The 20,014-nt window shown below is 72.2% G+C and carries 22 protein-coding genes; 7 read left to right on the top strand and 15 right to left on the bottom strand.

Annotation, left to right across the window (positions count from 1 at the left end; genetic code table 11):
- Nucleotides 1–130: 130 nt before the first annotated feature.
- From ACFZDK_RS04290 to sigE, 4 genes are all read right to left on the bottom strand, one after another.
- Nucleotides 131–556: a sec-independent translocase gene (locus ACFZDK_RS04290; protein WP_359226465.1), complete on the bottom strand. Its 426-nt coding sequence runs from the start codon at nucleotides 554–556 to the stop codon at nucleotides 131–133.
- Nucleotides 557–757: 201 nt separating this feature from the next.
- The gene (locus tag ACFZDK_RS04285) at nucleotides 758–2,467 is read right to left on the bottom strand and encodes a trypsin-like peptidase domain-containing protein (protein WP_390969573.1); all 1,710 of its coding nucleotides are present in this window, start codon (nucleotides 2,465–2,467) and stop codon (nucleotides 758–760) included.
- 155 nt (nucleotides 2,468–2,622) lie between these two features.
- Complete coding sequence (locus tag ACFZDK_RS04280; RefSeq protein ID WP_390969571.1) at nucleotides 2,623–3,591, bottom strand: zf-HC2 domain-containing protein; 969 nt, start codon at nucleotides 3,589–3,591, stop codon at nucleotides 2,623–2,625.
- A complete protein-coding gene (sigE, locus tag ACFZDK_RS04275) occupies nucleotides 3,588–4,304 on the bottom strand; it encodes an RNA polymerase sigma factor SigE (protein WP_390969570.1) in 717 nt (238 codons plus the stop codon). Before sigE ends, ACFZDK_RS04280 begins: the two co-directional genes overlap by 4 nt.
- A 250-nt stretch (nucleotides 4,305–4,554) precedes the next feature.
- Between sigE and ACFZDK_RS04270 the strand changes: the two genes are divergently transcribed.
- Entirely contained in the window at nucleotides 4,555–5,238 is a 684-nt protein-coding gene (locus ACFZDK_RS04270) for an O-methyltransferase (protein WP_359226459.1), read from the top strand.
- Between the two features lie 111 nt (nucleotides 5,239–5,349).
- Here ACFZDK_RS04270 and ACFZDK_RS04265 read toward each other — a convergent pair whose 3' ends face one another.
- Complete coding sequence (locus tag ACFZDK_RS04265) at nucleotides 5,350–5,517, bottom strand: DUF3117 domain-containing protein (RefSeq protein WP_069751535.1); 168 nt, start codon at nucleotides 5,515–5,517, stop codon at nucleotides 5,350–5,352.
- Nucleotides 5,518–5,896: 379 nt separating this feature from the next.
- Here ACFZDK_RS04265 and ACFZDK_RS04260 point away from each other — a divergent pair, with 379 nt between their 5' ends.
- On the top strand, nucleotides 5,897–6,700 hold the full coding sequence (locus ACFZDK_RS04260) for an enoyl-CoA hydratase-related protein (RefSeq protein ID WP_390969567.1): 804 nt from the start codon (nucleotides 5,897–5,899) through the stop codon (nucleotides 6,698–6,700).
- A 67-nt stretch (nucleotides 6,701–6,767) separates the two neighbouring features.
- Here ACFZDK_RS04260 and ACFZDK_RS04255 read toward each other — a convergent pair whose 3' ends face one another.
- Both ACFZDK_RS04255 and ACFZDK_RS04250 read right to left on the bottom strand, forming a co-directional pair.
- Nucleotides 6,768–7,370, bottom strand: coding sequence for a DNA-3-methyladenine glycosylase I (locus ACFZDK_RS04255; RefSeq protein ID WP_390969566.1), 603 nt, complete (start codon nucleotides 7,368–7,370; stop codon nucleotides 6,768–6,770).
- A complete protein-coding gene (locus ACFZDK_RS04250) occupies nucleotides 7,367–7,735 on the bottom strand; it encodes a DivIVA domain-containing protein (RefSeq protein ID WP_390969563.1) in 369 nt (122 codons plus the stop codon). Before ACFZDK_RS04250 ends, ACFZDK_RS04255 begins: the two co-directional genes overlap by 4 nt.
- A 121-nt stretch (nucleotides 7,736–7,856) precedes the next feature.
- Here ACFZDK_RS04250 and folP point away from each other — a divergent pair, with 121 nt between their 5' ends.
- Entirely contained in the window at nucleotides 7,857–8,717 is an 861-nt protein-coding gene (gene folP / locus ACFZDK_RS04245) for a dihydropteroate synthase (RefSeq protein WP_390969561.1), read from the top strand.
- Nucleotides 8,718–8,762: 45 nt separating this feature from the next.
- On the opposite strand, the gene ACFZDK_RS04240 is transcribed toward folP, so the two are convergent.
- On the bottom strand, nucleotides 8,763–9,521 hold the full coding sequence (locus ACFZDK_RS04240; RefSeq protein WP_390969560.1) for a TIGR00730 family Rossman fold protein: 759 nt from the start codon (nucleotides 9,519–9,521) through the stop codon (nucleotides 8,763–8,765).
- 104 nt (nucleotides 9,522–9,625) lie between these two features.
- Nucleotides 9,626–10,705: a succinyl-diaminopimelate desuccinylase gene (gene dapE, locus ACFZDK_RS04235; RefSeq protein ID WP_390969559.1), complete on the bottom strand. Its 1,080-nt coding sequence runs from the start codon at nucleotides 10,703–10,705 to the stop codon at nucleotides 9,626–9,628.
- 147 nt (nucleotides 10,706–10,852) lie between these two features.
- On the opposite strand from dapE, the gene ACFZDK_RS04230 reads away from it, so the two are divergent.
- Together ACFZDK_RS04230 and ACFZDK_RS04225 are read left to right on the top strand one after the other, a co-directional pair.
- Nucleotides 10,853–11,809 carry a heavy metal transporter gene (locus tag ACFZDK_RS04230; protein WP_390969558.1) on the top strand — a complete coding sequence of 319 codons (957 nt, stop codon included), beginning with the start codon at nucleotides 10,853–10,855 and terminating at the stop codon, nucleotides 11,807–11,809.
- 271 nt (nucleotides 11,810–12,080) lie between these two features.
- Entirely contained in the window at nucleotides 12,081–12,518 is a 438-nt protein-coding gene (locus ACFZDK_RS04225; RefSeq protein WP_355722783.1) for an ATP-binding protein, read from the top strand.
- Between the two features lie 181 nt (nucleotides 12,519–12,699).
- Here the strand turns inward: ACFZDK_RS04225 and ACFZDK_RS04220 are convergent, their stop codons facing one another.
- Entirely contained in the window at nucleotides 12,700–13,794 is a 1,095-nt protein-coding gene (locus ACFZDK_RS04220; RefSeq protein WP_390969556.1) for a bifunctional succinyldiaminopimelate transaminase/glutamate-prephenate aminotransferase, read from the bottom strand.
- 148 nt (nucleotides 13,795–13,942) lie between these two features.
- On the bottom strand, nucleotides 13,943–14,263 hold the full coding sequence (gene fdxA / locus ACFZDK_RS04215; RefSeq protein WP_079659886.1) for a ferredoxin: 321 nt from the start codon (nucleotides 14,261–14,263) through the stop codon (nucleotides 13,943–13,945).
- Nucleotides 14,264–14,403: 140 nt separating this feature from the next.
- Here fdxA and ACFZDK_RS04210 point away from each other — a divergent pair, with 140 nt between their 5' ends.
- Together ACFZDK_RS04210 and ACFZDK_RS04205 are read left to right on the top strand one after the other, a co-directional pair.
- On the top strand, nucleotides 14,404–15,414 hold the full coding sequence (locus ACFZDK_RS04210) for a GNAT family N-acetyltransferase (protein WP_390969553.1): 1,011 nt from the start codon (nucleotides 14,404–14,406) through the stop codon (nucleotides 15,412–15,414).
- 50 nt (nucleotides 15,415–15,464) lie between these two features.
- Nucleotides 15,465–16,328, top strand: coding sequence for a tetratricopeptide repeat protein (locus ACFZDK_RS04205; RefSeq protein WP_390969551.1), 864 nt, complete (start codon nucleotides 15,465–15,467; stop codon nucleotides 16,326–16,328).
- A gap of 178 nt (nucleotides 16,329–16,506) precedes the next feature.
- Here ACFZDK_RS04205 and ACFZDK_RS04200 read toward each other — a convergent pair whose 3' ends face one another.
- The 4 genes from ACFZDK_RS04200 to ACFZDK_RS04185 are packed head-to-tail and all read right to left on the bottom strand — an operon-like array spanning nucleotide 16,507 to nucleotide 19,995.
- Nucleotides 16,507–17,121 carry a response regulator transcription factor gene (locus ACFZDK_RS04200; RefSeq protein WP_359226437.1) on the bottom strand — a complete coding sequence of 205 codons (615 nt, stop codon included), beginning with the start codon at nucleotides 17,119–17,121 and terminating at the stop codon, nucleotides 16,507–16,509.
- The gene (locus ACFZDK_RS04195; RefSeq protein ID WP_390970099.1) at nucleotides 17,118–18,317 is read right to left on the bottom strand and encodes a histidine kinase; all 1,200 of its coding nucleotides are present in this window, start codon (nucleotides 18,315–18,317) and stop codon (nucleotides 17,118–17,120) included. The genes ACFZDK_RS04200 and ACFZDK_RS04195 overlap by 4 nt, the downstream gene beginning before the upstream one ends.
- Before the next feature lie 5 nt (nucleotides 18,318–18,322).
- Nucleotides 18,323–19,063 (bottom strand): ABC transporter permease, encoded by a 741-nt coding sequence (locus tag ACFZDK_RS04190; protein ID WP_390969548.1) that lies wholly within the window; start codon nucleotides 19,061–19,063, stop codon nucleotides 18,323–18,325.
- On the bottom strand, nucleotides 19,060–19,995 hold the full coding sequence (locus tag ACFZDK_RS04185; protein ID WP_390969546.1) for an ATP-binding cassette domain-containing protein: 936 nt from the start codon (nucleotides 19,993–19,995) through the stop codon (nucleotides 19,060–19,062). Before ACFZDK_RS04185 ends, ACFZDK_RS04190 begins: the two co-directional genes overlap by 4 nt.
- Nucleotides 19,996–20,014 lie beyond the last annotated feature (19 nt).

Here is a 20,014-nt window from a genome sequence, read left to right as displayed (position 1 = left end):
CCAGCAGCGAAACCGCCCGGTGCGTGGGTCGCACGGGCGGCGGGTTCAAGCCGTGGGAGAGGGCTGAGCGGCGCACATGCGCTATGAAACGCGTCACGTACGCCGCTCAGGCCCAGGTGGGTGAGGAGGCTCAGGTGGCGTCCGCGTCGAACGGCGGACGGTCGTCCTTGCCGGGCTCCTCGGGCTTCTTGGTCATGTCGATCCGGCCGCTTCCCGAAGAGGGCGAGTCGGTCTCGCGGCTGTGCACCGCGTCCGTGACCTCGGCCATCTCCTTCTTCAGGTCGAAGCCGTTGCGGATCTCCTTCAGCCCCAGTTCGTCACCGTCGATGTGCTTGCGGATGAACGTCTTGGGGTTGAGGTCCTCGAACTCGAAATCCTTGAACTCCGGGCCCAGTTCCTGGCGGATGTCCGCCTTGGCGCTCTCGGAGAACTCCCGGATCTTGCGGATGGTCCGCATGACGTCCTGGATGACCTTCGGGAGCTTGTCCGGACCGAAGACGAGCACGGCGAGCACAATGATCGTCACCAGCTCGAGTGGTCCTATGTCATTGAACACCTGAAGCTCCTTGCGATGTCCTCGGTCCTCGGCCCTCCGGTCGCTGTTGCGGCTGTTCCGTGGTCCGGGCCGGGTCCACGGTACCCGGCGGACCTGTCCGACCGGTACCGTCCCGAGGTGTCCGACTGCGTGTGTACGACCGGTTTTCCGGGTTGTTTGCCTAGTCGGGGCACGGACGGGGTCTCGCCTGTGAGGTTTCTGTCAGTTCCTGTCCGAAGAGCCGAGGACCAGCGTGAGCCGTTTTTCGGCGCCGGCCCGTTCGACGGTCAGGCTCAGCCGGTCGCCGGGGCGGTACGACCGGGTGCGCACGATCAGTTCCTCGCCGGAGTGGACGGGCTGCCCGTCGAGCGCGGTGATGACGTCGCCCGCCTCCAGTCCGGCCCGGGCGCCGGGGCCGTTCGCGGTGACCGCCGGACCGCCGTCGGCGGCCTTGGCCTCGATCCGGGCGCCGTCGCCGGTGTAGTCCATGTCCAGGGTGATCCCGATGACCGGGTGGGTCGCCTTCCCCGTGGCGATGAGCTCCTCGGCGACCCGCTTGGCCTGGTTGATCGGTATGGCGAACCCGAGCCCTATCGACCCCGCCTGTCCGTCGCCGGAGCCGTCCTGGCCGTCGGCGGAACGGATCGCGGAGTTCACCCCGACGGCCCGGGCGTGGAAGTCCAGCAGGGGCCCGCCGGAGTTGCCCGGGTTGATCGGGGCGTCGGTCTGCAGGGCGTCGACGTACGACACGTCGCTGCCGTCGCCGCTCCCGCCGCCCGAGGTGATGGGCCGTTCCTTCGCGCTGATGATCCCGGCGGTGACGGTGCCCGGCAGGTCGAAGGGGGCGCCGATGGCGACGACCGGGTCGCCGACGCGGACGGCGTCGGAGTCGCCGAGGGGCAGCGGGGTGAGGCCGCGCACGCCGTGCACCTGGACCACGGCGAGGTCGTAGCCGGTGTCACGGCCGACGACGGTCGCCCTGGCGGCGGTTCCGCCGCTGAAGGTGACGGTGATCCGGCCGCCGGCGGACACCGCGGGCGCGACGACGTGGTTGTTGGTCAGGATGTGCCCGCGCGTGTCGAGGACGAAGCCGGTGCCGGTGGCCTGTTCGCCGGCGCCGGTGACCTGCAGGGTGACGACGCTGGGCAGGGCCCGCGCGGCGATCGCGGCGACGCTGCCGGGCGGCCGCCCGGGCGGCGGCGGACCGGGCTGGGGCAGCTGTACGGACTCCAGCCCGCCGGTGCGCTCCAGATAGGCGCCGATCAGCCCGCCGACGGCACCGGAGACCACCGCGAGCAGCAACGCGCCCGCCACGAAGGTCCGCCGGCTCCGCGTCCGGCGCCGCTCCCACGGCGCGACCGCATCGGTCTGTTGGAGGGGTGCCCGCGCGTCCCGGGGTGCGTCGAGCGGCAGGAGCAGGGGCGGTGGCTGCTGGGCGGCCGCGGGCGCGGGCGCGGGCGCGGCCGGGTGCTGGACGGGCGGCGAGGGGGCCCAGGGGCCCGGCCGGCCGTACGGCGGGGTGCCGTAGGGGTCGGGCGCGTGCCGGGGCTCCTGCGGGCGGTCAGCGTCCCTGACGGGCGGCGTCAGCTCGAAGGCACCCTCGCCGACACTGCCGCTGCCGACCTCGCCTTGGCCGTCACCGTCGCCGGAGACCTGCTGGACGGCTCCGGCCGATGCGACGGCCGCCCGCGCGGATTCGCCATCGCCCCCGGAGCCGCCGCGCTCACCGCCATCTGAGCCTGCAAAGCCCTCGGGGACCTCCCGGACGCTCCTCGCGCCCGGGGTCGCCCCCGGTCGCGCGAGTTCGAAGTCGCGGTCGGTGTCCACGGCCGCCTCGCTCGGCGCGACGGGTGGCACCTCCTTCGCCCGCTCCCCCGTGGCAGGCACCGCGTCGCCGGGTGTCTCCGGTGACGTCGGTATCCCCTCGTCCATGTTCTCCTCGTGGGCTGACCACGGCCCCCTGCACGGGCGGCCTCGCGGAAGGTCGAATCCGTGCCCGGGACAGCATCACGGGCATGGCTGGTTCACAGGATTCAACCAGGTTCACGGGCCACCCGGCAGGAGCGTTCAGCAGGTGGTACGGCCGGTCAGTGGGCCGTGCGCGAGGAGCGGGAGTGAGCGGGGGACGGGGAGGAGGGCGCGGAGGTCGTGTCGGGGACGGGTACGGCGAACAGGCCGTTGCCGGTCGCCTCGGGGGCGTTCCACGAGGTGAGGGCGAACGGCGGGCTGGCGGTCAGCGGTCGTATCAGCGGGGAGACCGCGGCCGCGCCGGCCATGACCGGCGCGGTGAGTGCGCGCAGCGCCTTCTGCCCGGCGGCCGGGGAGGGGACCCCGGGGAGCAGCGGTGCGGAGACCGAGGTGGGGACCGCGGTCGTGCCGCCGAGCAGGGTGCCGGAGGCCAGCAGTGGGCTGAGCGAGCGGCGGCGCTGCGAGTCGGCGGCGCCGGAGGTGCCGGTGCCCGCCGTGCCGGCCGGGGCGACGCTGCCGCCGCCGGTGGAACGGGCGTCGGCGGCCGGGTAGCCGGGCATGCCCGCGGTGACCCCGCCGAGGGCGACGGCGGCCAGCGAGACGGCGCCGGCGGCGACGAACGCGAACCGCATGCCGCGCGAGGCGGAGCGGTCGCCGTCCGGGCGGCCGACGGGGTGGATACGGAAGCCCCGGTCGGCGACCGCGGCCGGGTCGTGCGGGCGGGCGGGGACGTAGCCGAACTCGAAGCGGTCCTCCCGGCTCACACCGAAGATCCCGCCGGCGGCTCCGCGCCCCGTGGGGCCTCCCCCGCCGAACGGCGAGCCGCCGTCCGGGTCGCCCCCGGGCAGGCCCTGGAGGCGGGCCAGGAAGCTCTCGGAGGGCGGCGGCGGGGCGGCCTCCGCGAAGACGCTCTTCAACGCGCGCTGGGCGTCCGCCTCGGCCTTGCACCGGGCGCAGGTGGCCAGGTGGGCGAGGACACGCTCGCGCGACTCGTGACCGAGCTCTCCGTCCACCAGGGCGGAGAGTCGGTCTCCTAGATGCTGTTCGGCGAGCGCACGCTCGGCGGGTTTCGGTCGTGATCCACTCACGCGGTCGCGCCCCCTCCTCCCAGTGCGGGAACACGGGGCACGAAGGAGCGGCGCTCGGCCTTGCGGACCCCCGGGTCGCGGTGCGCGAGGGCCTTGCGCAGCTGGGAGCGGCCGCGGTGGATCCGGGAGCGGACCGTGCCGAGCTTGACGCCCAGGGTCGCGGCGATCTCCTCGTACGACAGGCCCTCGATGTCGCACAGGACGACGGCGGCGCGGAACTCGGGCGCGAGGGTGTCCAGGGCCTGCTGGACGTCGGCGTCGAAGTGCGCGTCGTTGAAGGCCTGCGAGGGGGTGGGCTCGCGGCTGGGCAGGCGCTCGGCCGCGTCCTCGCCGAGGGCGTCGAAGCGGATGCGCTGCTTGCGCCGGACCATGTCGAGGAACAGGTTGGTGGTGATGCGGTGCAGCCAGCCCTCGAAGGTGCCCGGCGAGTAGGTCGACAGCGAGCGGAAGACGCGGACGAAGACCTCCTGGGTGAGGTCCTCGGCGTCGTGCTGGTTACCGGTGAGGCGGTAGGCCAGGCGGTAGACGCGGCCGCTGTGCGTGCTGACGATCTCCTCCCACGTGGGCGGAGTCCATGCCTGCCCGTCCGCGTCGGTGGAGAAGGTCGCGGTCCGGTCCTCGCCCCTGCCGAGCGCGTCGGCGTGGCTGGGGTCAGCAGCGGTGTCGTTCACGGATTTCGGCCTGCCTGCCGACCCGAGGAAGCGCCGCAGCACTCCTCTCCGATCCCCAGGCGCGGCCGCACCTCCCCTGTCGGCTCTGGTGGTGTCCAGTGGAGCCCCTACCATAGCCACCTCGCCCGTTAGCACCGGATAAGCGGTTTTACAAGAACTTGATCTGTGCTGACCCGGCTCGTCCGTCCGCATCAGCGGTTGCTCGACCGCCCGCTCGTCATCGTGATCCATTCGTGTCCCCCCGCCTTGTCCTACACCCCCATAAACGCCTGGTCCCATCTGCGGGTTCCCGGTGCCAACGGATACAGTCACGCCCAGGCAACCACGGGGACAGGAGAGGGTCATTACCGGCAACCGGCAGACGAGCTGGGCGTTCGCCGACGCCTTTGTCGCCGAGGACGAAGCACTGCGCTGGGCCCGGGACCGGGCCCGCGAGGCGGGGCTGCGCTCGGTGTCGCCCGGCACGGGCGCCGCGCTGCGTCTGCTCGCCGCCTCCGTGGACGCCAAGGCCGTCGCCGAGATCGGTACGGGCTGCGGGGTGTCCGGCATGTATCTGCTGCACGGCATGCGCCCGGACGGCGTCCTGACGACCGTCGACCCCGAGCCGGAGCACCAGCAGTTCGCCCGGCACGCCTTCCGCGCGTGCGGCTTCGCCAGCAACCGGGCGCGCTTCATCCCCGGCCGCGCCCTCGACGTGCTCCCCCGCCTCGCGGACGCCGGCTACGACCTGGTCTTCTGCGACGGCGACCGGCAGGAGTACTCCGACTACCTCGCTGAATCGTTGCGCCTGCTCCGCCCGGGCGGACTGGTCGTCTTCGAGGGCGTCTTCGCCAACGGCCGCACGGTCGACTCCGGTCCGCAGCCCACCGAGGTGCTGCGGCTGCGCGAACTGCTGCGCACGGTCCGGGAGAGCCAGGAGCTGATGCCGTCGCTGCTGCCGGTGGGCGACGGGCTGCTCTGCGCGGTCAAGCGCTGAACCCTGCGGGCGCCTCCCCCTGACAACGGGCGGACACCTCCCCCAGACACGGCTGCGCCCCGGCACCGCGTGCGGTACCGGGGCGGCCGAAAGGGTATGGTCGCTGACGCCTCAGCCGACGACGTTCTTGAGGGCGTCGGCGAGCGCCGCGGCCTCGTCAGGGGTCAGCTCGACGACGAGCCGACCGCCGCCTTCGAGCGGAACGCGCATGACGATGCCCCGCCCCTCCTTGGTCACCTCGAGCGGGCCATCACCCGTCCGCGGCTTCATGGCCGCCATGCTCGTTCCCCTTCCTGAAAACAGCTCATCGTCTACCGACGGCCCTCGAGGGCACGCGTGATCCCGAGCGGACACGCGACACCGGCATCGAACACATTGCTTCCAAGCCATTATCCCGCATCTCAGGACCCGATGACCAACATCAGTCGGCATCGCTTGGGCAACGCACGCGAGCAAAACCACTCAATTCGGCGATGTGACTGCGATACTGCGCCGACGCACGTCCTTACGCCGACCGAGTCGGCTCCAGTTTTCTTTGACGCAGGTCACACGTCGGGTCCGGTCCCCGGACGGCGATCTCCGCCATGCTGTCCTTCGGGCATCGACGTACTGAGCGGTACGTCAGCCGCGACGACGATGACGACGGAGGGGACGCACCATGGCCGACACCGTGCTCTACGAAGTGAGCGACGGGCTCGCGACGATCACGCTCAACCGCCCCGAGGCGATGAACGCGCTCAACATCGCGACGAAGGTCGCCCTTCGGGACGCCGCGCAGCAGGCGGCGGCCGACCCGGACGTCCGGGCGATCCTGCTGACCGCGGCCGGGGACCGGGCGTTCTGTGTGGGGCAGGACCTCAAGGAACACATCACGCTGCTGGCGTCCGACCGGGAGACCGGGGGCGGGCAGACGATGACGACGGTCCGGGAGCACTACAACCCGATCGTGCGGGCGCTGGTGTCGGCGCCGAAGCCGGTGGTGGCCGGGGTGAACGGGGTCGCCGCCGGGGCCGGGTTCGGGTTCGCGCTCGCCGCGGACTACCGGGTGGTCGCCGATACGGCCGCGTTCAACACGTCGTTCGCGGGGGTGGCGCTGACCGCCGACTCCGGGGTCTCGTGGACGCTGCCTCGGGTTGTGGGGCCGGGCAGGGCCGCTGACCTGCTGTTCTTCCCTCGGAGCATCAGCGCGCAGGATGCGTACGAGCTGGGCATCGCGAACAAGGTCGTGCCGGCCGCCGAGCTGCGGGCCGAGGCGGAGAAGGTGGCGCGGGCGCTGGCCACCGGTCCGACAGTGGCTTACGCGGCGTTGAAGGAGGCGGTGTCCTTCGGCCTCGATCATTCCCTGGACGAGACGCTGGACAAGGAGGACGAGCTGCAGACCCGGGCCGGCGCCTCCGAGGATCACGCCATTGCCGTGCAGGCTTTCGTCAACAAGGAGAAGCCGAAGTATTTGGGGCGGTGACTCGTCGCGGGGAACTGCGGGTGCGTGGGGGCTGGTCGCGCCCACGCGGCGGCAGCCGCACATCGACTCAGCCCCGCGCCCCTTGCGGGTCGCTCCTCGCCACGCATGATTCCAAGTGGTCGTTGACCAGGCCGCAGGCCTGCATCAGGGCGTAGGCCGTCGTCGGGCCGATGAAGCGCAGGCCGCGCTTCTTCAGGGCCTTGGACAGGGCTGTGGACTCCGGGGTGACCGCCTGGACGTCGGACAGGGTCCTGGGTGCCGGATAGGTGCCCGGGGCGGGGGCGAAGGACCAGATCAGGGTGTCCAGCTCACCCGGCTCCCACTCCGCGAGGACCTTCGCGTTGGCCATCGTCGCGTCGATCTTCGAGCGGTTGCGGATGATGCCGGGGTCGGCCAGGAGCCGATCCCGGTCCTCGTCCGTGAAGGTGGCGACCTTCTCGATGCGGAAGTCCGCGAAGGCGGCGCGGAAGCCGGGGCGGCGGCGCAGGATCGTGATCCAGGAGAGGCCCGACTGGAAGGCCTCCAGGCTGAGGCGTTCGTAGAGGGCGTCGTCGCCGTGGACCGGGCGGCCCCACTCCTCGTCGTGGTAGGCCACGTAGTCCTCGGTGGACAGGGCCCAGGGGCAGCGCAGTCCGCCGTCCGGGCCGGCCAGGGCCGCTCCGTCGGTCACGGCCGGTCCCCCGGCTCGGGCTTGTCCAGCGAGGTGTGGGAGGTGTGCGCGCTGTGCGGCGCGGCCTGGGCGCCGGCCAGCGCGGACTCGAGGTCGGCGATCCGGGCGTCCCGCTCCGCGAGCTCGGCGCCGATGCGGCTGAGCGCGTCGTCGACGTCCGCCATGCGGTAGCCGCGCGGGGCGAGCGGGAAGCGGATGCTCTCCACGTCCGCGCGGTTCACCGGGCGGTCCGGGGGCAGCGGGTCCTGGAGCCGCTCCGGCGCCACCTCGGGCAGCGGGCCGCTCTCGCCGCCGCTCACCACGGAGAGCGTGACCGCGGCGACCACGACCGCGAGCGCGACGACCAGGAACAGGAACATAACCATCGCGGTGGCTCCCAGGCTTGCTCAGTGTCGAATGTGTCTGTGTCCGATCGTGCCATGCGAGTCTGACAGTTAGGGTCGCAGGCGGCCGTACCGAGGGACTTACTACGAGAGGTCACAGGCGATGCTCAGGCTGGGCAGGCGGGAATTCGCGCCCCACGAACCGGTGATCATGGCCATCGTGAACCGGACCCCGGACTCGTTCTACGACCAGGGGGCGACCTTCCGTGACGAGCCGGCCCTCGCGCGCGTGGAGGAGGCGGTCGCCGAGGGGGCCGCGATCATCGACATCGGCGGGGTGAAGGCCGGGCCGGGCGAGGAGGTCACCGCGGCGGAGGAGGCACGGCGCACGGTCGGGTTCGTCGCGGAGGTGCGCAGGCGTTTCCCGGACGTCGTGATCAGCGTGGACACCTGGCGGGCGTCGGTCGGGGTGGCCGTCTGCGAGGCCGGGGCGGATCTGCTGAACGACGCCTGGGGCGGGGTCGATCCGGGGCTGGCCGAGGTCGCGGCGCGGTACCGGGTGGGGCTGGTCTGCACGCACGCGGGAGGGGCCGAGCCCCGGACCCGGCCGCACCGGGTGACGTACGACGACGTGGTGGCCGACATCCTGCGGGTGACCCTCGGGCTGGCCGAGCGGGCCGTCGCGCTGGGGGTGCCCCGGGAGTCGGTGATGATCGATCCCGGGCACGACTTCGGGAAGAACACGCGGCACAGCCTGGAGGCGACGCGGCGGCTGGGCGAGATGGTGGAGACGGGATGGCCGGTCCTGGTCTCGCTGTCCAACAAGGACTTCGTGGGCGAGACCCTGGACCGGCCGGTGAAGGAACGGGTGATCGGTACGTTGGCGACCACGGCCGTGTCGGCATGGCTGGGGGCGCAGGTGTACCGGGTGCACGAGGTGGCGGAGACCCGGCAGGTGCTGGACATGGTGGCGTCGATCGCCGGGCACCGGCCGCCGGCGGTGGCGCGGCGGGGGCTGGCGTAGTCCGTCGTCCGCGCCGGGCCCCGGGCCGCCTTCCCCCTGGCGCTCCTAGCGGGCCGCCTCCTTGGAGACCAGGGCCACCGCCTCGTCCACGTCGTCCGTGACGTGGAACAGGAGGAGGTCCTTCTCGGACGCCTTGCCCTGGGCGATCAGGGTGTTCTTCAGCCAGTCGACCAGGCCGCCCCAGTACGCGCTGCCGAACAGGACGATCGGGAAGCGGGTGACCTTCTGGGTCTGGACGAGGGTGAGGGCCTCGAAGAGTTCGTCGAGGGTGCCGAGGCCGCCGGGCAGGACCACGAAGCCCTGCGCGTACTTGACGAACATCATCTTCCGCACGAAGAAGTAGCGGAAGTTGAGGCCGATGTCGACGTACTGGTTCAGGCCCTGTTCGAAGGGGAGCTCGATGCCGAGGCCGACGGAGACGCCGCCCGCCTCCAGGGCGCCCTTGTTGGCCGCCTCCATCGCGCCCGGGCCGCCGCCCGTGATCACGGCCCAGCCGGCCTCGACCAGGCCGCGGCCGAGCTTCACGCCCGCCTCGTACTCCAGCGAGTCCACGGGTGTCCGCGCGGAGCCGAAGACGCTGATCGCGGCCGGGAGTTCGGCGAGCGTGCCGAAGCCCTCGATGAACTCCGACTGGATGCGCAGCACCCGCCAGGGGTCGGTGTGCACCCAGTCGGAGGGTCCGCCCGCGTCGAGCAGGCGCTGGTCCGTCGTGCTCGCGGTCACCTGACCGCGCCGTCGGAGGACCGGTCCCAGGCGCTGCTCGTCCGGCGGCACCTTCTTCCCCTCAGGGTTACCGGTAGGCATATAAGCGCTCCCTCCGCTTGCAGGTGTTTCCACCTCAGCGTAGATCCGCGCGGGTTACAGGCGCGGGACGTCGGCATGTCCGGTGCGAAGCGGCGCCGTGTGACTCAGCTGGTCAGCCAGGTGCGCAGACGCTCCTCGCCGGCCAGGATCTTGGCGATTTCGACCCTTTCGTCCCGCTTGTGCGCCAAGTGCGGGTTGCCGGGGCCGTAGTTGACCGCCGGGACGCCGAGGGACGAGAAACGGGAGACGTCGGTCCAGCCGTACTTGGGCATCGGGGTGCCGCCGACCGCCTCGATGAAGGCGGCCGCGGCCGGGTGCGAGAGGCCGGGCAGGGCGCCGGGGCTGTGGTCGTCGACCACGAACTCCTCGACCCCGCAGTCGGCGAAGACCTCGTGGACGTGGGCGAGGGCCTCGGCCTCCGACCGGTCCGGCGCGTACCGGAAGTTGACGGTCACCACGCAGCTGTCGGGGATCACGTTGCCGGCCACGCCGCCGGAGATGCCGACCGCGTTGAGGCCCTCGCGGTACTCCAGGCCGTCGATGACCGGGTAGCGCGGCTCGTACGAGGCGAGGCGGGCGAGGATCGGGGCGGCCGCGTGGATCGCGTTGGAGCCCATCCAGGAGCGCGCCGAGTGCGCGCGCTCCCCCTTCGTCTTCAGCAGCACCCGCAGGGTGCCCTGGCAGCCGCCCTCGACCTCGCCGTCCGAGGGCTCCAGGAGGACCGCGAAGTCGCCCTCCAGCCAGTCCGGACGGTCCTCGGCGACATGCTTGAGGCCGTTGAGGTGGGCGGCGACCTCCTCGTTGTCGTAGAAGACGAAGGTCAGGTCGCGGTTGGGGGCCGGGACGGTGGCCGCGATGCGCAGCTGGACCGCGACGCCGGACTTCATGTCGCAGGTGCCGCAGCCCCACAGCACGCCGCCCTCGTCCAGCCGGGACGGCACGTTGTCGGCGATCGGGACGGTGTCGATGTGACCGGCGAGGATCACGCGCTCGGCCCGGCCCAGGTTCGTCCGGGCGATCACGTTGTTGCCGTACCGGTCGACCGTCAGATGCGGCAGCGCGCGCAGCGCACTCTCGATCGCGTCCGCGAGCGGCTTCTCGGTACCGCTCTCCGAGGCGAAGTCGACGAGCTGCGCGGTGAGCACGGCGGCGTCCGAGGCGAGGTCCAGCGAGGTGTCGGCCATGACCTCGACCCTAGCGCTCTGCATCCTCCGGGCTGATTCACAGGCTTCCGGACCCGGCGGTGGGCGGCTCGTACTCTCCAGTATGTTGTACGCGTGCCTGAGCCGTCCCCCAACCGTCCCAAGCGTCGCGGTCGCCTCCTGCGTTTCGTGTCCGGCTTGCTCATCCTGTGTGCCGTCGCGGCCTATCTGGTCGTCCAGTACGTGACCGGAGGCGGCGGAGCCGAGGGCTGCAAGGTCGTCTCGGGCCGCAGCGACGGCGAGTCGTACCAGTTCACGCCCGAACAGGCGGTGAACGCGGCGACGATCGCCGCCGTCGGCACCGGGCGCGGTATGCCCGAGCGCGCGGTGGCCATCGCGCTGGCGACCTCGATCCAGGAGTCGGGGCTGCGCAACATCGAGCACGGCGACCGGGATTCGCTGGGCCTGTTCCAGCAGCGGCCCTCGCAGGGCTGGGGCACCGGGAAGCAGATCCTGGACCCGGCGTACGCGGCGGGGATGTTCTACGCCCACCTGGCCAAGGTGGCCGACTACGAGAGCCTGCCGCTGACGGTGGCCGCGCAGCGCGTGCAGCGCAGCGGTTACCCCGAGGCGTACGCCAAGCACGAGACCGACGCCACGCTGCTCGCGGCGGCGCTGACCGGGCAGGCGGCGGCCACGCTGACCTGTGACGGGCGGCCTGCGGCCACGACCGAGGCGGCGGCTGCGACGGCGACCGGTCCGGACGCGGTGCGCACCGCCCTCGTACGGGACTTCGGGCGGGACGCGGTCGAGGAGGCCGGCGCCGAGGTCAACGGCAGTTCGGCGAAGTCGCCGACGCCGACGCCGAGCGTGACCGCCACGGCGCACGGGCGGACCGTGACCGTGCCGGTGCCGGAGGGGAAGAAGACCGACAAGGCGGGCCGTACCGAGAGCGAGCGCGGCTGGCAGCTGGCGCACTGGGCGGTGGCCAACGCCTCGGCGCTGCACATCCAGCGGGTGTCGTACGCGGGCCGGGAGTGGGCCGCCGGGAGCACGGACAGCCGGTGGCAGGCGGCGGCCGGTACGCAGGGCACGGGCGGCGCGGAGAACTCCGCGGGCTCGGTGCGAATCGTCACCGGGCAGTAGTTCGGGGTTTCACTCCGGCGGGTCGGCGCGGACGGAACACACAGGTGGCGTGCTCAGGTTTTGGCACGGTCACTCCCGCATGCGCGAAATCCCTTGGGAACCCTGAGCCGTAAGGATTCTGCGGAGGCACCGACAGGTCACTGTTTGCCCGTTTTTCTCCACACCCGATAATGCGATGCATTATCAATTCTTTACCTTGGGCCTCCGCAACCTTCGCGGGCTTCGAGCGGTAGTCACGGCGATCACGTTCCCTCCCGTCGAATGGAGCATCATGTCCCTCCCTCTGACCCGCCGGATCGCCCGTGCCGCGCTGCTCGTCGCAGCGGGAGCGGCTGCCGGGGTCGGTGCGGCCGGCTCCGCCAGTGCGGCCCCGAGTCTGCCGGCCACCCCCGACCTGGGCGGTCTGACCGCCCTGGACGGGGCGAGCGTCGGCAACACCGCCGACGGTGCGGCGCAGCACGTCACCGGGGTCGTCGGCCACACCGGGGGCAAGGCCGTCGAGTCGGCGGTGCCGGCCGCGGGCAAGACCGGTGGCAAGACCGTCAAGAAGGCGGCGCCGGCGGTGCAGCACACCGCGGGCGACGCGGCAGGCTCCGCCGGTGGGCTGCTGGGTGACACGGCGTCCACCGCGACGAAGGGCGGCGGGCTGCCGACGGACGGGCTCGCGAAGGGCGGGCTGCCGGTGAAGGGGCTGCCGCTGGGTGGCTGACGCCGACACGCCGGTGAGTTGAGAAGGGGCCCGGGGTCTTTCCTGGGTCCCTTTTCGTTGTGCGTCGGGTGCGGGCCGGTGGGGGTTGTTCGCGCCCACGCGGCGGAGCCGCACATTGATACAGCCCCGCGCCCCTGAAGGGGCGCTCCGGCTGGGACCGGCTTCAAGAGAGCCGCGTCCGTCAGGCGAGCCGCTCCACAGCCGCTCGCACGCGCTCGTCCGTCGCCGTCAGGGCCACGCGTACGAAGTTCTCGCCCGCCTCGCCGTAGAAGTCGCCCGGTGCCACCAGGATGCCCCGCTCGGCGAGGTGGGCCACCGTGTCCCAGCAGGACTCGTCCCTGGTGGCCCACAGGTAGAGGCTGGCCTCGCTGTGTTCGATGCGGAAGCCGTGGGACAGGAGGGCCTCCCGGAGGACCGTACGACGGGAGGCGTAGCGCTCGCGCTGCTCCTGGACGTGGGTGTCGTCGGAGAGGGCCGCCACCACCGCCGCCTGCGTCGGGGCGGACGTCATCATGCCGCCGTGCTTGCGGATCTCCAGGAGGGGGCCGAGGACCGCGGGGTCGCCGGCGAGGAAGGCCGCGCGGTAGCCGGCGAGGTTGGAGCGCTTGGAGAGGGAGTGGACGGCGACGATGCCGTCGTAGGAGCCGCCGTTGACGTCCGGGTGCAGGACGGAGACCGGGTCGGCCTCCCAGCCCAGTTCGAGGTAGCACTCGTCGGAGAAGAGCAGGACGCCGTGGGCGCGGGCCCAGGCGACGATCTCCGTGAGTTCCTGCTGGGAGAGGACCTTGCCCGTCGGGTTGGACGGGGAGTTCAGCCAGAGGAGCCTCAGGTTCGCCGGGTCGAGGTCGCGCGGGTCGTCGTAGACCTCGTAGTCGGCGCGGGCCAGGCGGGCGCCGACCTCGTAGGTGGGGTACGCGAGGCGCGGGTAGGCCACCTTGTCGCCGGGGCCGAGGCCCAGCTGGGTGGGGAGCCAGGCGACGAGTTCCTTGGAGCCGACGATCGGCAGGACGTGGCGGTGGGTGACGTCGCGGGCGCCGAGGCGGCGCTCGACCCAGCCGGTGATCGCGTCGCGCAGCGCCGGGGTGCCCCAGACCGTGGGGTAGCCGGGCGAGTCGGCCGCGTCGATCAGGGCCTTCTGGATCAGGTCGGGGACCGGGTCCACCGGGGTGCCGACCGACAGGTCGACGATGCCGTCCGGGTGCGCCGCTGCCGTCTTCTTGTACGGCTCCAGCTTGTCCCAGGGGAAGGTGGGCAGACGGTCGGAGACTGCGGACACGGTGGGTGGCTCACTTTCTTCGGTACGACCGGTACGACTGACGACGGCCGGTACGGCAAACGCCTCGGTCCCGTACGGCGCCGATCGGGCGTGATCAGGGCGTACGGGACCGAGGCGGCACGATGATGCGGCGGGCCGCCGGTACGGACTACTCGGCCTGCGGGGGCAGCGCGGCGACAAACGGGTGATCGCGCTCGATCAGGCCCAGCTTGCTGGCGCCGCCCGGGGAGCCGAGGTCGTCGAAGAACTCGACGTTGGCCTTGTAGTAGTCCTTCCACTCCTCCGGAGTGTCGTCCTCGTAGAAGATCGCCTCGACCGGGCAGACCGGCTCACAGGCACCACAGTCGACGCATTCGTCCGGGTGGATGTACAAGGACCGCTGGCCCTCGTAGATGCAGTCGACCGGGCACTCCTCGATGCACGCCTTGTCCTTCACGTCGACACAAGGCTGCGCGATGACGTAGGTCACGCTGTCGTTCCTCCTCGATTGGGCGCTGGCGGGCCTCCGTAGGCTCCGCCGCCTGGCGCGCGGGAGCGCGGCGTCGTCGATGCCCGCCTCTAGTATCTCCGTTCCTGGGCATGATCCGAACAGGAGGGGTGAACTGACCAGTGGAAATCTCTGCCGCGGGACGCTTCGAGGTCCGCATCACCGCTGCTGACGTGGGTAAACGGGTCTCCGTGCGACGTTTGACCGGGAATGACGTCCCCGAGGAGAAGTTCACCGACACGGTGGGTGTTCTCACATCATGGGACGACGACGGCGTGCTGACGATCACACGGCGGGACGGGGCGACCGTCCGGATACCGGCGTCCGCGCTGGTGGCGGGCAAGGTGGTGCCGGCCGCCCCGGCGCGCCGCCGGGGGCCCGCGGCGACGTACGACGAACTCGCGCGGGTCGCCGCGCGCGGCTGGCGGCCGGTGGAGAGCGAGCGGCTCGGCGCGTGGGAGCTGCGGGCATCCGGAGGGTTCACCCGGCGGGCCAACAGCGTGCTGCCGCTCGGCGATCCCGGGCTGCCGCTCGACGCGGCGCTGGAGGCCGTACGGCGGTGGTACGGCGTACGGGGGCTGCCCGCGTACGTGCAGACCGCGACCGGCGCCGAGGGCACGCAGGAGCTGCTCTGCGCGGAGCTGGAGCGGCGGGGGTGGACGCGTGAGGTCAGCGCGGAGCTGTGGGTCGGGGGGCTGGCGCCGGTGGCGGACCGGGCGGAGGGGGCCGGGGTGGCGCTCGCCCGGGAGGCCGACGAGGCCTGGCTGGCGCGCTACCAGCGCAAAGGGGTGAGCGAGGTCGCGTTGCAGGTGCTCGGGAGCGGGCCCTCGGTGTGGTTCGCGACCGTGCCGGGGGCAGAAGGTGGGGCTCCGGCGGCCATCGGGCGGCTGGTGGTGGACGGCCGGTGGGCCGGGTTCGCCGCCGTCGAGGTGGATCCGGCGCTACGACGGCGGGGGCTGGCCGGCGAGGTGATGGCCGCGCTCGCCCGGCGCGCGCTGGAGGAGGGCGCGTCGGCCGCCTGGCTCCAGGTGGAGACGGACAACGAAGCGGCTCGGGCGATGTACACGCGGCTGGGCTTCGCGGCGCACCACGCGTACCACTACTACCGCGAGCCGGGGGCGGACGGGCGCTGAGTCCGGGCGGCACAGCGGTACGGATCATTCCGAAGGGGCACGAGACAGCTATGCACTCCCGTCGACCACATCCATGCCCGCCGTCGTCCGAGCGGGCCGCCGAGGTACGGGGGCGGTTCGCCGAGGAGGCGCGGTCCGAGCGGCCCGATCTGGCGATGCTCTGCCTGCTGCTGGGCGCGGCGGCCGACGGCTCGCTCGACGAGGACGGGATCGACGCCGCGCAGATGGAGCTGGACCGGCTGGCCGGGCAGCTGCCGTACCGGCCGGGCGGGCCGCACGACTGGGCCGCGGCGGCGCGCCGGGTGCTGGGCGAACGGTTCGGTTTCCATGGCGCCGCCGCGGACTACCGCCGGCTGGAGTCCTCGCTGCTGCACGAGGTGCTGCGGCGGCGGCGCGGGCTGCCGATCCTGCTGTCCGTGGTGTGGCTGGAGGTCACCCGGCGGGCCGGGGCACCGGTGTCCGGCGTCGCGCTGCCGGGGCACTTCGTGGTCGGCTTCGGTGCGGCGGCGGAGCAGGTGCTGGCCGATCCGTTCGACGGGGGGCGGGTGCTGACCGGGGCGGACGCGGAGATGCTGGTGGTGGGGGCGGCGGGGGTGCCGCTGGAACCGGCGATGCTGGAGCCGGCCGATCCCCTGGACGTCGTACGCCGAATCCTCAACAACGTACGGGCGTGGGCGGCGGCCCGTCCCGAGCGGTCGGAGGTGGGGCTGTGGGCGGTGGACCTCTCGCTGCTGCTGCCGTCGCATCCTGCGCGACTGCGGTACGAGCGGGCGCGGTTGCTGGTCGAGCGGGGTGACTTCGTCGACGGGGCCGAGGAGTTGGAGGAGTACGCGGGGTTGATCGACGTCGTCGACGAGGGGGCGGCGGAGAAGGTGCGGGGGGAGGCGCGGGCGGCTCGGGCTCGTCTCAACTGAGGGGGGTTGGGGGCCTGTTCGCCGTAGGGGTGCGTGTGGTGGGGCGCGTGCGGGTGCGTTGTGGCTGGTCGCGCCCACGCGGCGGTAGCCGCACATCGAATGCAGCCCCGCGCCCCTTGGTTGGCTGCCCTGCCGGCGCCGACACGTCACCGCCGGTCTCTGCAACCCCCGAACCGGCCTACAGCCAGCCCTTCTCCCGCGCGATGCGGACCGCTTCCGCCCTGTTGCGGACGGCCAGCTTCTGGATCGCCGTCGAGAGGTAGTTCCGTACCGTCCCCTGGGAAAGGTGCAGCGCCGCTGCCAACTCCGCGTTGGTGGAGCCGTCGGCCGCCGCGCGGAGGACCTCGCGTTCGCGGTCGGTGAGGGGGTTGGCGCCCTCGGCCAGGGCCGCTGCCGCGAGGGTGGGGTCGATGACGCGTTCGCCGGCGAGGACCTTGCGGACGGCCTGGGCGAGTTGGGCGGCGGGGGCGTCCTTGACGAGGAAGGCGTCGGCGCCCGCTTCCATCGCGCTGCGCAGGTAGCCGGGACGGCCGAAGGTGGTGAGGACGACCAGCTTCACCGCGGGCAGCGCCTCGTGGAGCCGGGCGGCCGCCTCGATGCCGGTGCAGCCCGGCATCTCGATGTCGAGCAGGGCGACGTCGATGTCGTTCGCCCGGGCCGCGGCCAGCACCTCGTCGCCGCGCGCGACCTGGGCCACGACCTCGATGTCGTCCTCGAGTCCCAGCAGGGCCGCCAGTGCCTCGCGGACCATCGACTGGTCCTCGGCGAGGAGGACCTTGATCGTGCTGCTCATGCACCGGATCCTACGGCCAGGCCGGAGGCGAGGGGCACCCGGGCGACCAGCCGGAAACCGCGCTTCACCCGGCCCGCCTCCAGCGTGCCGCCCGTCTTCTCCAGGCGTTCGGTGAGCCCGGTGAGACCGTTGCCGGGGCCCTTGCCCGAGCCGCCGGATCCGTTGTCCTCGACGGCGAGTTCGAGGACCAGCCCGTCCAGGGTCTGACGGCGCAGCAGCTCGACCGTGCAGACGCTCGCGCCGCTGTGCCGTACGACGTTGGTGATCGCTTCGCGCAGCGCCCAGGCGAGCGCCGCCTCGCAGTCCTCGGATACGCCGGTGAGGTCGGGGTCGACCGGGACCTCGGCGGTGACCGCCGCGGCGGTCAGGGCGACCTGGGCACCGGCCAGTTCGGCGGCGAGCCGGCGCCGCCGGTAGCCGGTGACGGCCTCCCGGACGTCCACCAGGGCCTGGCGGCTGACCTGTTCGATGTCGGAGACCTGCTGGGCCGCCTTGTCGGGGTGGTCGGGGAGCATCCGGCCGGCCAGCTCGCTCTTCAGGGTGATGAGGGAGAGCGAGTGGCCGAGCAGGTCGTGCAGGTCGCGGGCGAGGCGCAACCGCTCCTCGTTGGCGGCCAGTTGGGCGACCCGGGCGCGAGCCTTGCGCAACTCGACGGTGGTGGCGACGAATTGCCGTACGCCGGTCATGGAGAAGCCGACCAGGAGCACCACGAGGAACAGGCCCCAGGCCTCGTCCGTGTCGTGGTGGTACCAGCCCGCCCCCATCATGGCGGCGGTGGTCAGCGGGATCGTCCAGTAGGCGACCCGCAGCGGGAAGGTCACTCCGCACATCACGGAGACGTACACGAACAGGCCGAACCAGGAGCCGCCGAGGCTGAAGGCCAGGGTGACCGCGAGCGTCCACTCCACGGCGATCGCGGCGGTGACGATCCCGCCCCGGAAGGGCCTGCCCATGGAGCGGAAGACGATGGTCAGGTAGATCCCGACGAAGGCCGTCAGACCCGCCCAGCCGGCCGCCGTGGCCCCGGTGGAGTGGTGGCCGGAGGCCAGGTCCTGCGCCGGGGAGGCGAGGAAGAACAGCCAGGGCAGGATCCACACCAGTTTGCGCATCGCCTCGCCCCGGCTGCGGGGCGGCTGGCCGATCCGCACCAGCCGGTCCGCCCGGGCTTCGTCCTCGGACCGCAGGTCTTCCGTCATGGTGCTCACGCCTTCAGCGTGTCCTTCCGGTACAGCCAGGCCGCGCCGCCGACGAAGAGGGCGAAGAAGACGACGAGGATGGCGATGTCCTGGGCTTTGGGGGCCTGGCTCTGTTCGATGGCCCGCCCCAGGGCAGCGTACGCGTGCGTGGGCAGCCACTTCGCGATGTCCTGGAGCCAGGTCGGGAAGGAGGAGGACGGCCACCACAGGCCGCCGAGGATCGACAGGCCGAAGTAGGTGATCATCGTGATCGGGCGGACCGCGTCGCCGCTCGCCAGGTACCCGATGGCGACGCCGAGCGCGGCGAAGACCAGGCTGCCGGCCCAGATCGCGCCGGTGAGCGCCAGCCACTGCCAGGCGTCCAGCCGTACGTCCTTCACGGTCGCGGCGACCAGGAAGACGACGACGATCGACGGCAGGCTGACCACGGCCGCGCTCGCCGTCTTCGCCAGCACGTAGCCGCGGCCGGGCAGGGTCGTCAGCCGCAGCTGTCGTACCCAGCCGCTCTCGCGCTCCTTGGCGATGCGCTCGCTGTTGCCCATCAGGACGGCGGTGAGGGCGCCGAAGGAGGCCATGGAGACCATGACGTAGGCGGCGACGGACAGGCCGGAGTTGTCGACGGTGCCGCCGGTGCCGCCCTGGCCGGCGGCCAGCAGGAAGATGATCGAGGGGTAGATCACCGAGAAGAACAGGAACTTGCGGTTGCGCAGGGCGCGGGCGAGTTCCAGCTTGATGAGCGCGTTCATGACTGCTTGGCCTCCTCGGCCTCCGTGATGGCGACGAACGCCTGCTCCAGGCCTAGCCCGGCGACTTCGAGGTTGCGGGGGTAGACGCCGAGGCCGTACAGCGCGTGGACGGTGGCGTCGGCGTCGGACGACTGCATCCGGACGGTCTGGCCGCTGACGTCGATGACCGTGAGGAAGGGCAGCGCCCGCAGCGGCGCCTCGTCGATCTCGCCCTCCAGGTCGAAGGAGATCCGCCGCGCTCCCGCCTTCGCCTTGATCTCGGCGGCGGTCCCGTCGGCGAGCAGCCGGCCCCGGTGCAGCACCAGCACCCGGTCGGCGATGGCGTCGGCCTCTTCGAGGTAGTGGGTGGCGAAGAGGACCGTACGGCCCTGGTCGGCCTGCTCCCGCATGGTCGCCCAGAACGCCTGGCGGGCGGAGACGTCCATGCCGGTGGTCGGCTCGTCCAGGACGATCAGGTCGCTGTCACCGGCGGTGGCGAGGGCGAAGCGGACGCGCTGGGACTGGCCGCCGGAGAGCTTGTTGACCTTGCGGTCGGCGATCTGCGAGATGCCCGCGCGGGCAAGGACGTCGGCGACCTTGTACGGCTTCGGGTGCAGGTCGCAGGCGAGCTTGACCAGTTCGCGCACGGTGACCTCGTCCATCAGGCCGCCGCTCTGCAGCATCGCGCCCACCCGTCCGGCGACGATGGCCTCGCGCGGGCTCGTGCCGAAGACGCTGACCGTGCCGGCGTCGGCCTGCTTGAGGCCGAGCAGCAGGTCGAGCGTGGTCGACTTGCCCGCGCCGTTGGGCCCGAGCAGGGCCACGGTCTCCCCCGGGTGCAGCCGCAGCGAGAGCCCGTCGACGGCCCGCACGTTCCCGTAGGTCTTGCTCACTTGCTCGAACCCGACCACCACCGGGGTCCCGGTGGCCGTCGTCGCCGCTGTCGTTGTCATGCGTCCATGCTGGCGGCGA

The organism is Streptomyces sp. NPDC007901 (assembly GCF_042959465.1).
Classification (GTDB): Bacteria; Actinomycetota; Actinomycetes; order Streptomycetales; family Streptomycetaceae; genus Streptomyces.
This window is presented reverse-complemented; position numbering and strand designations above follow the sequence as displayed.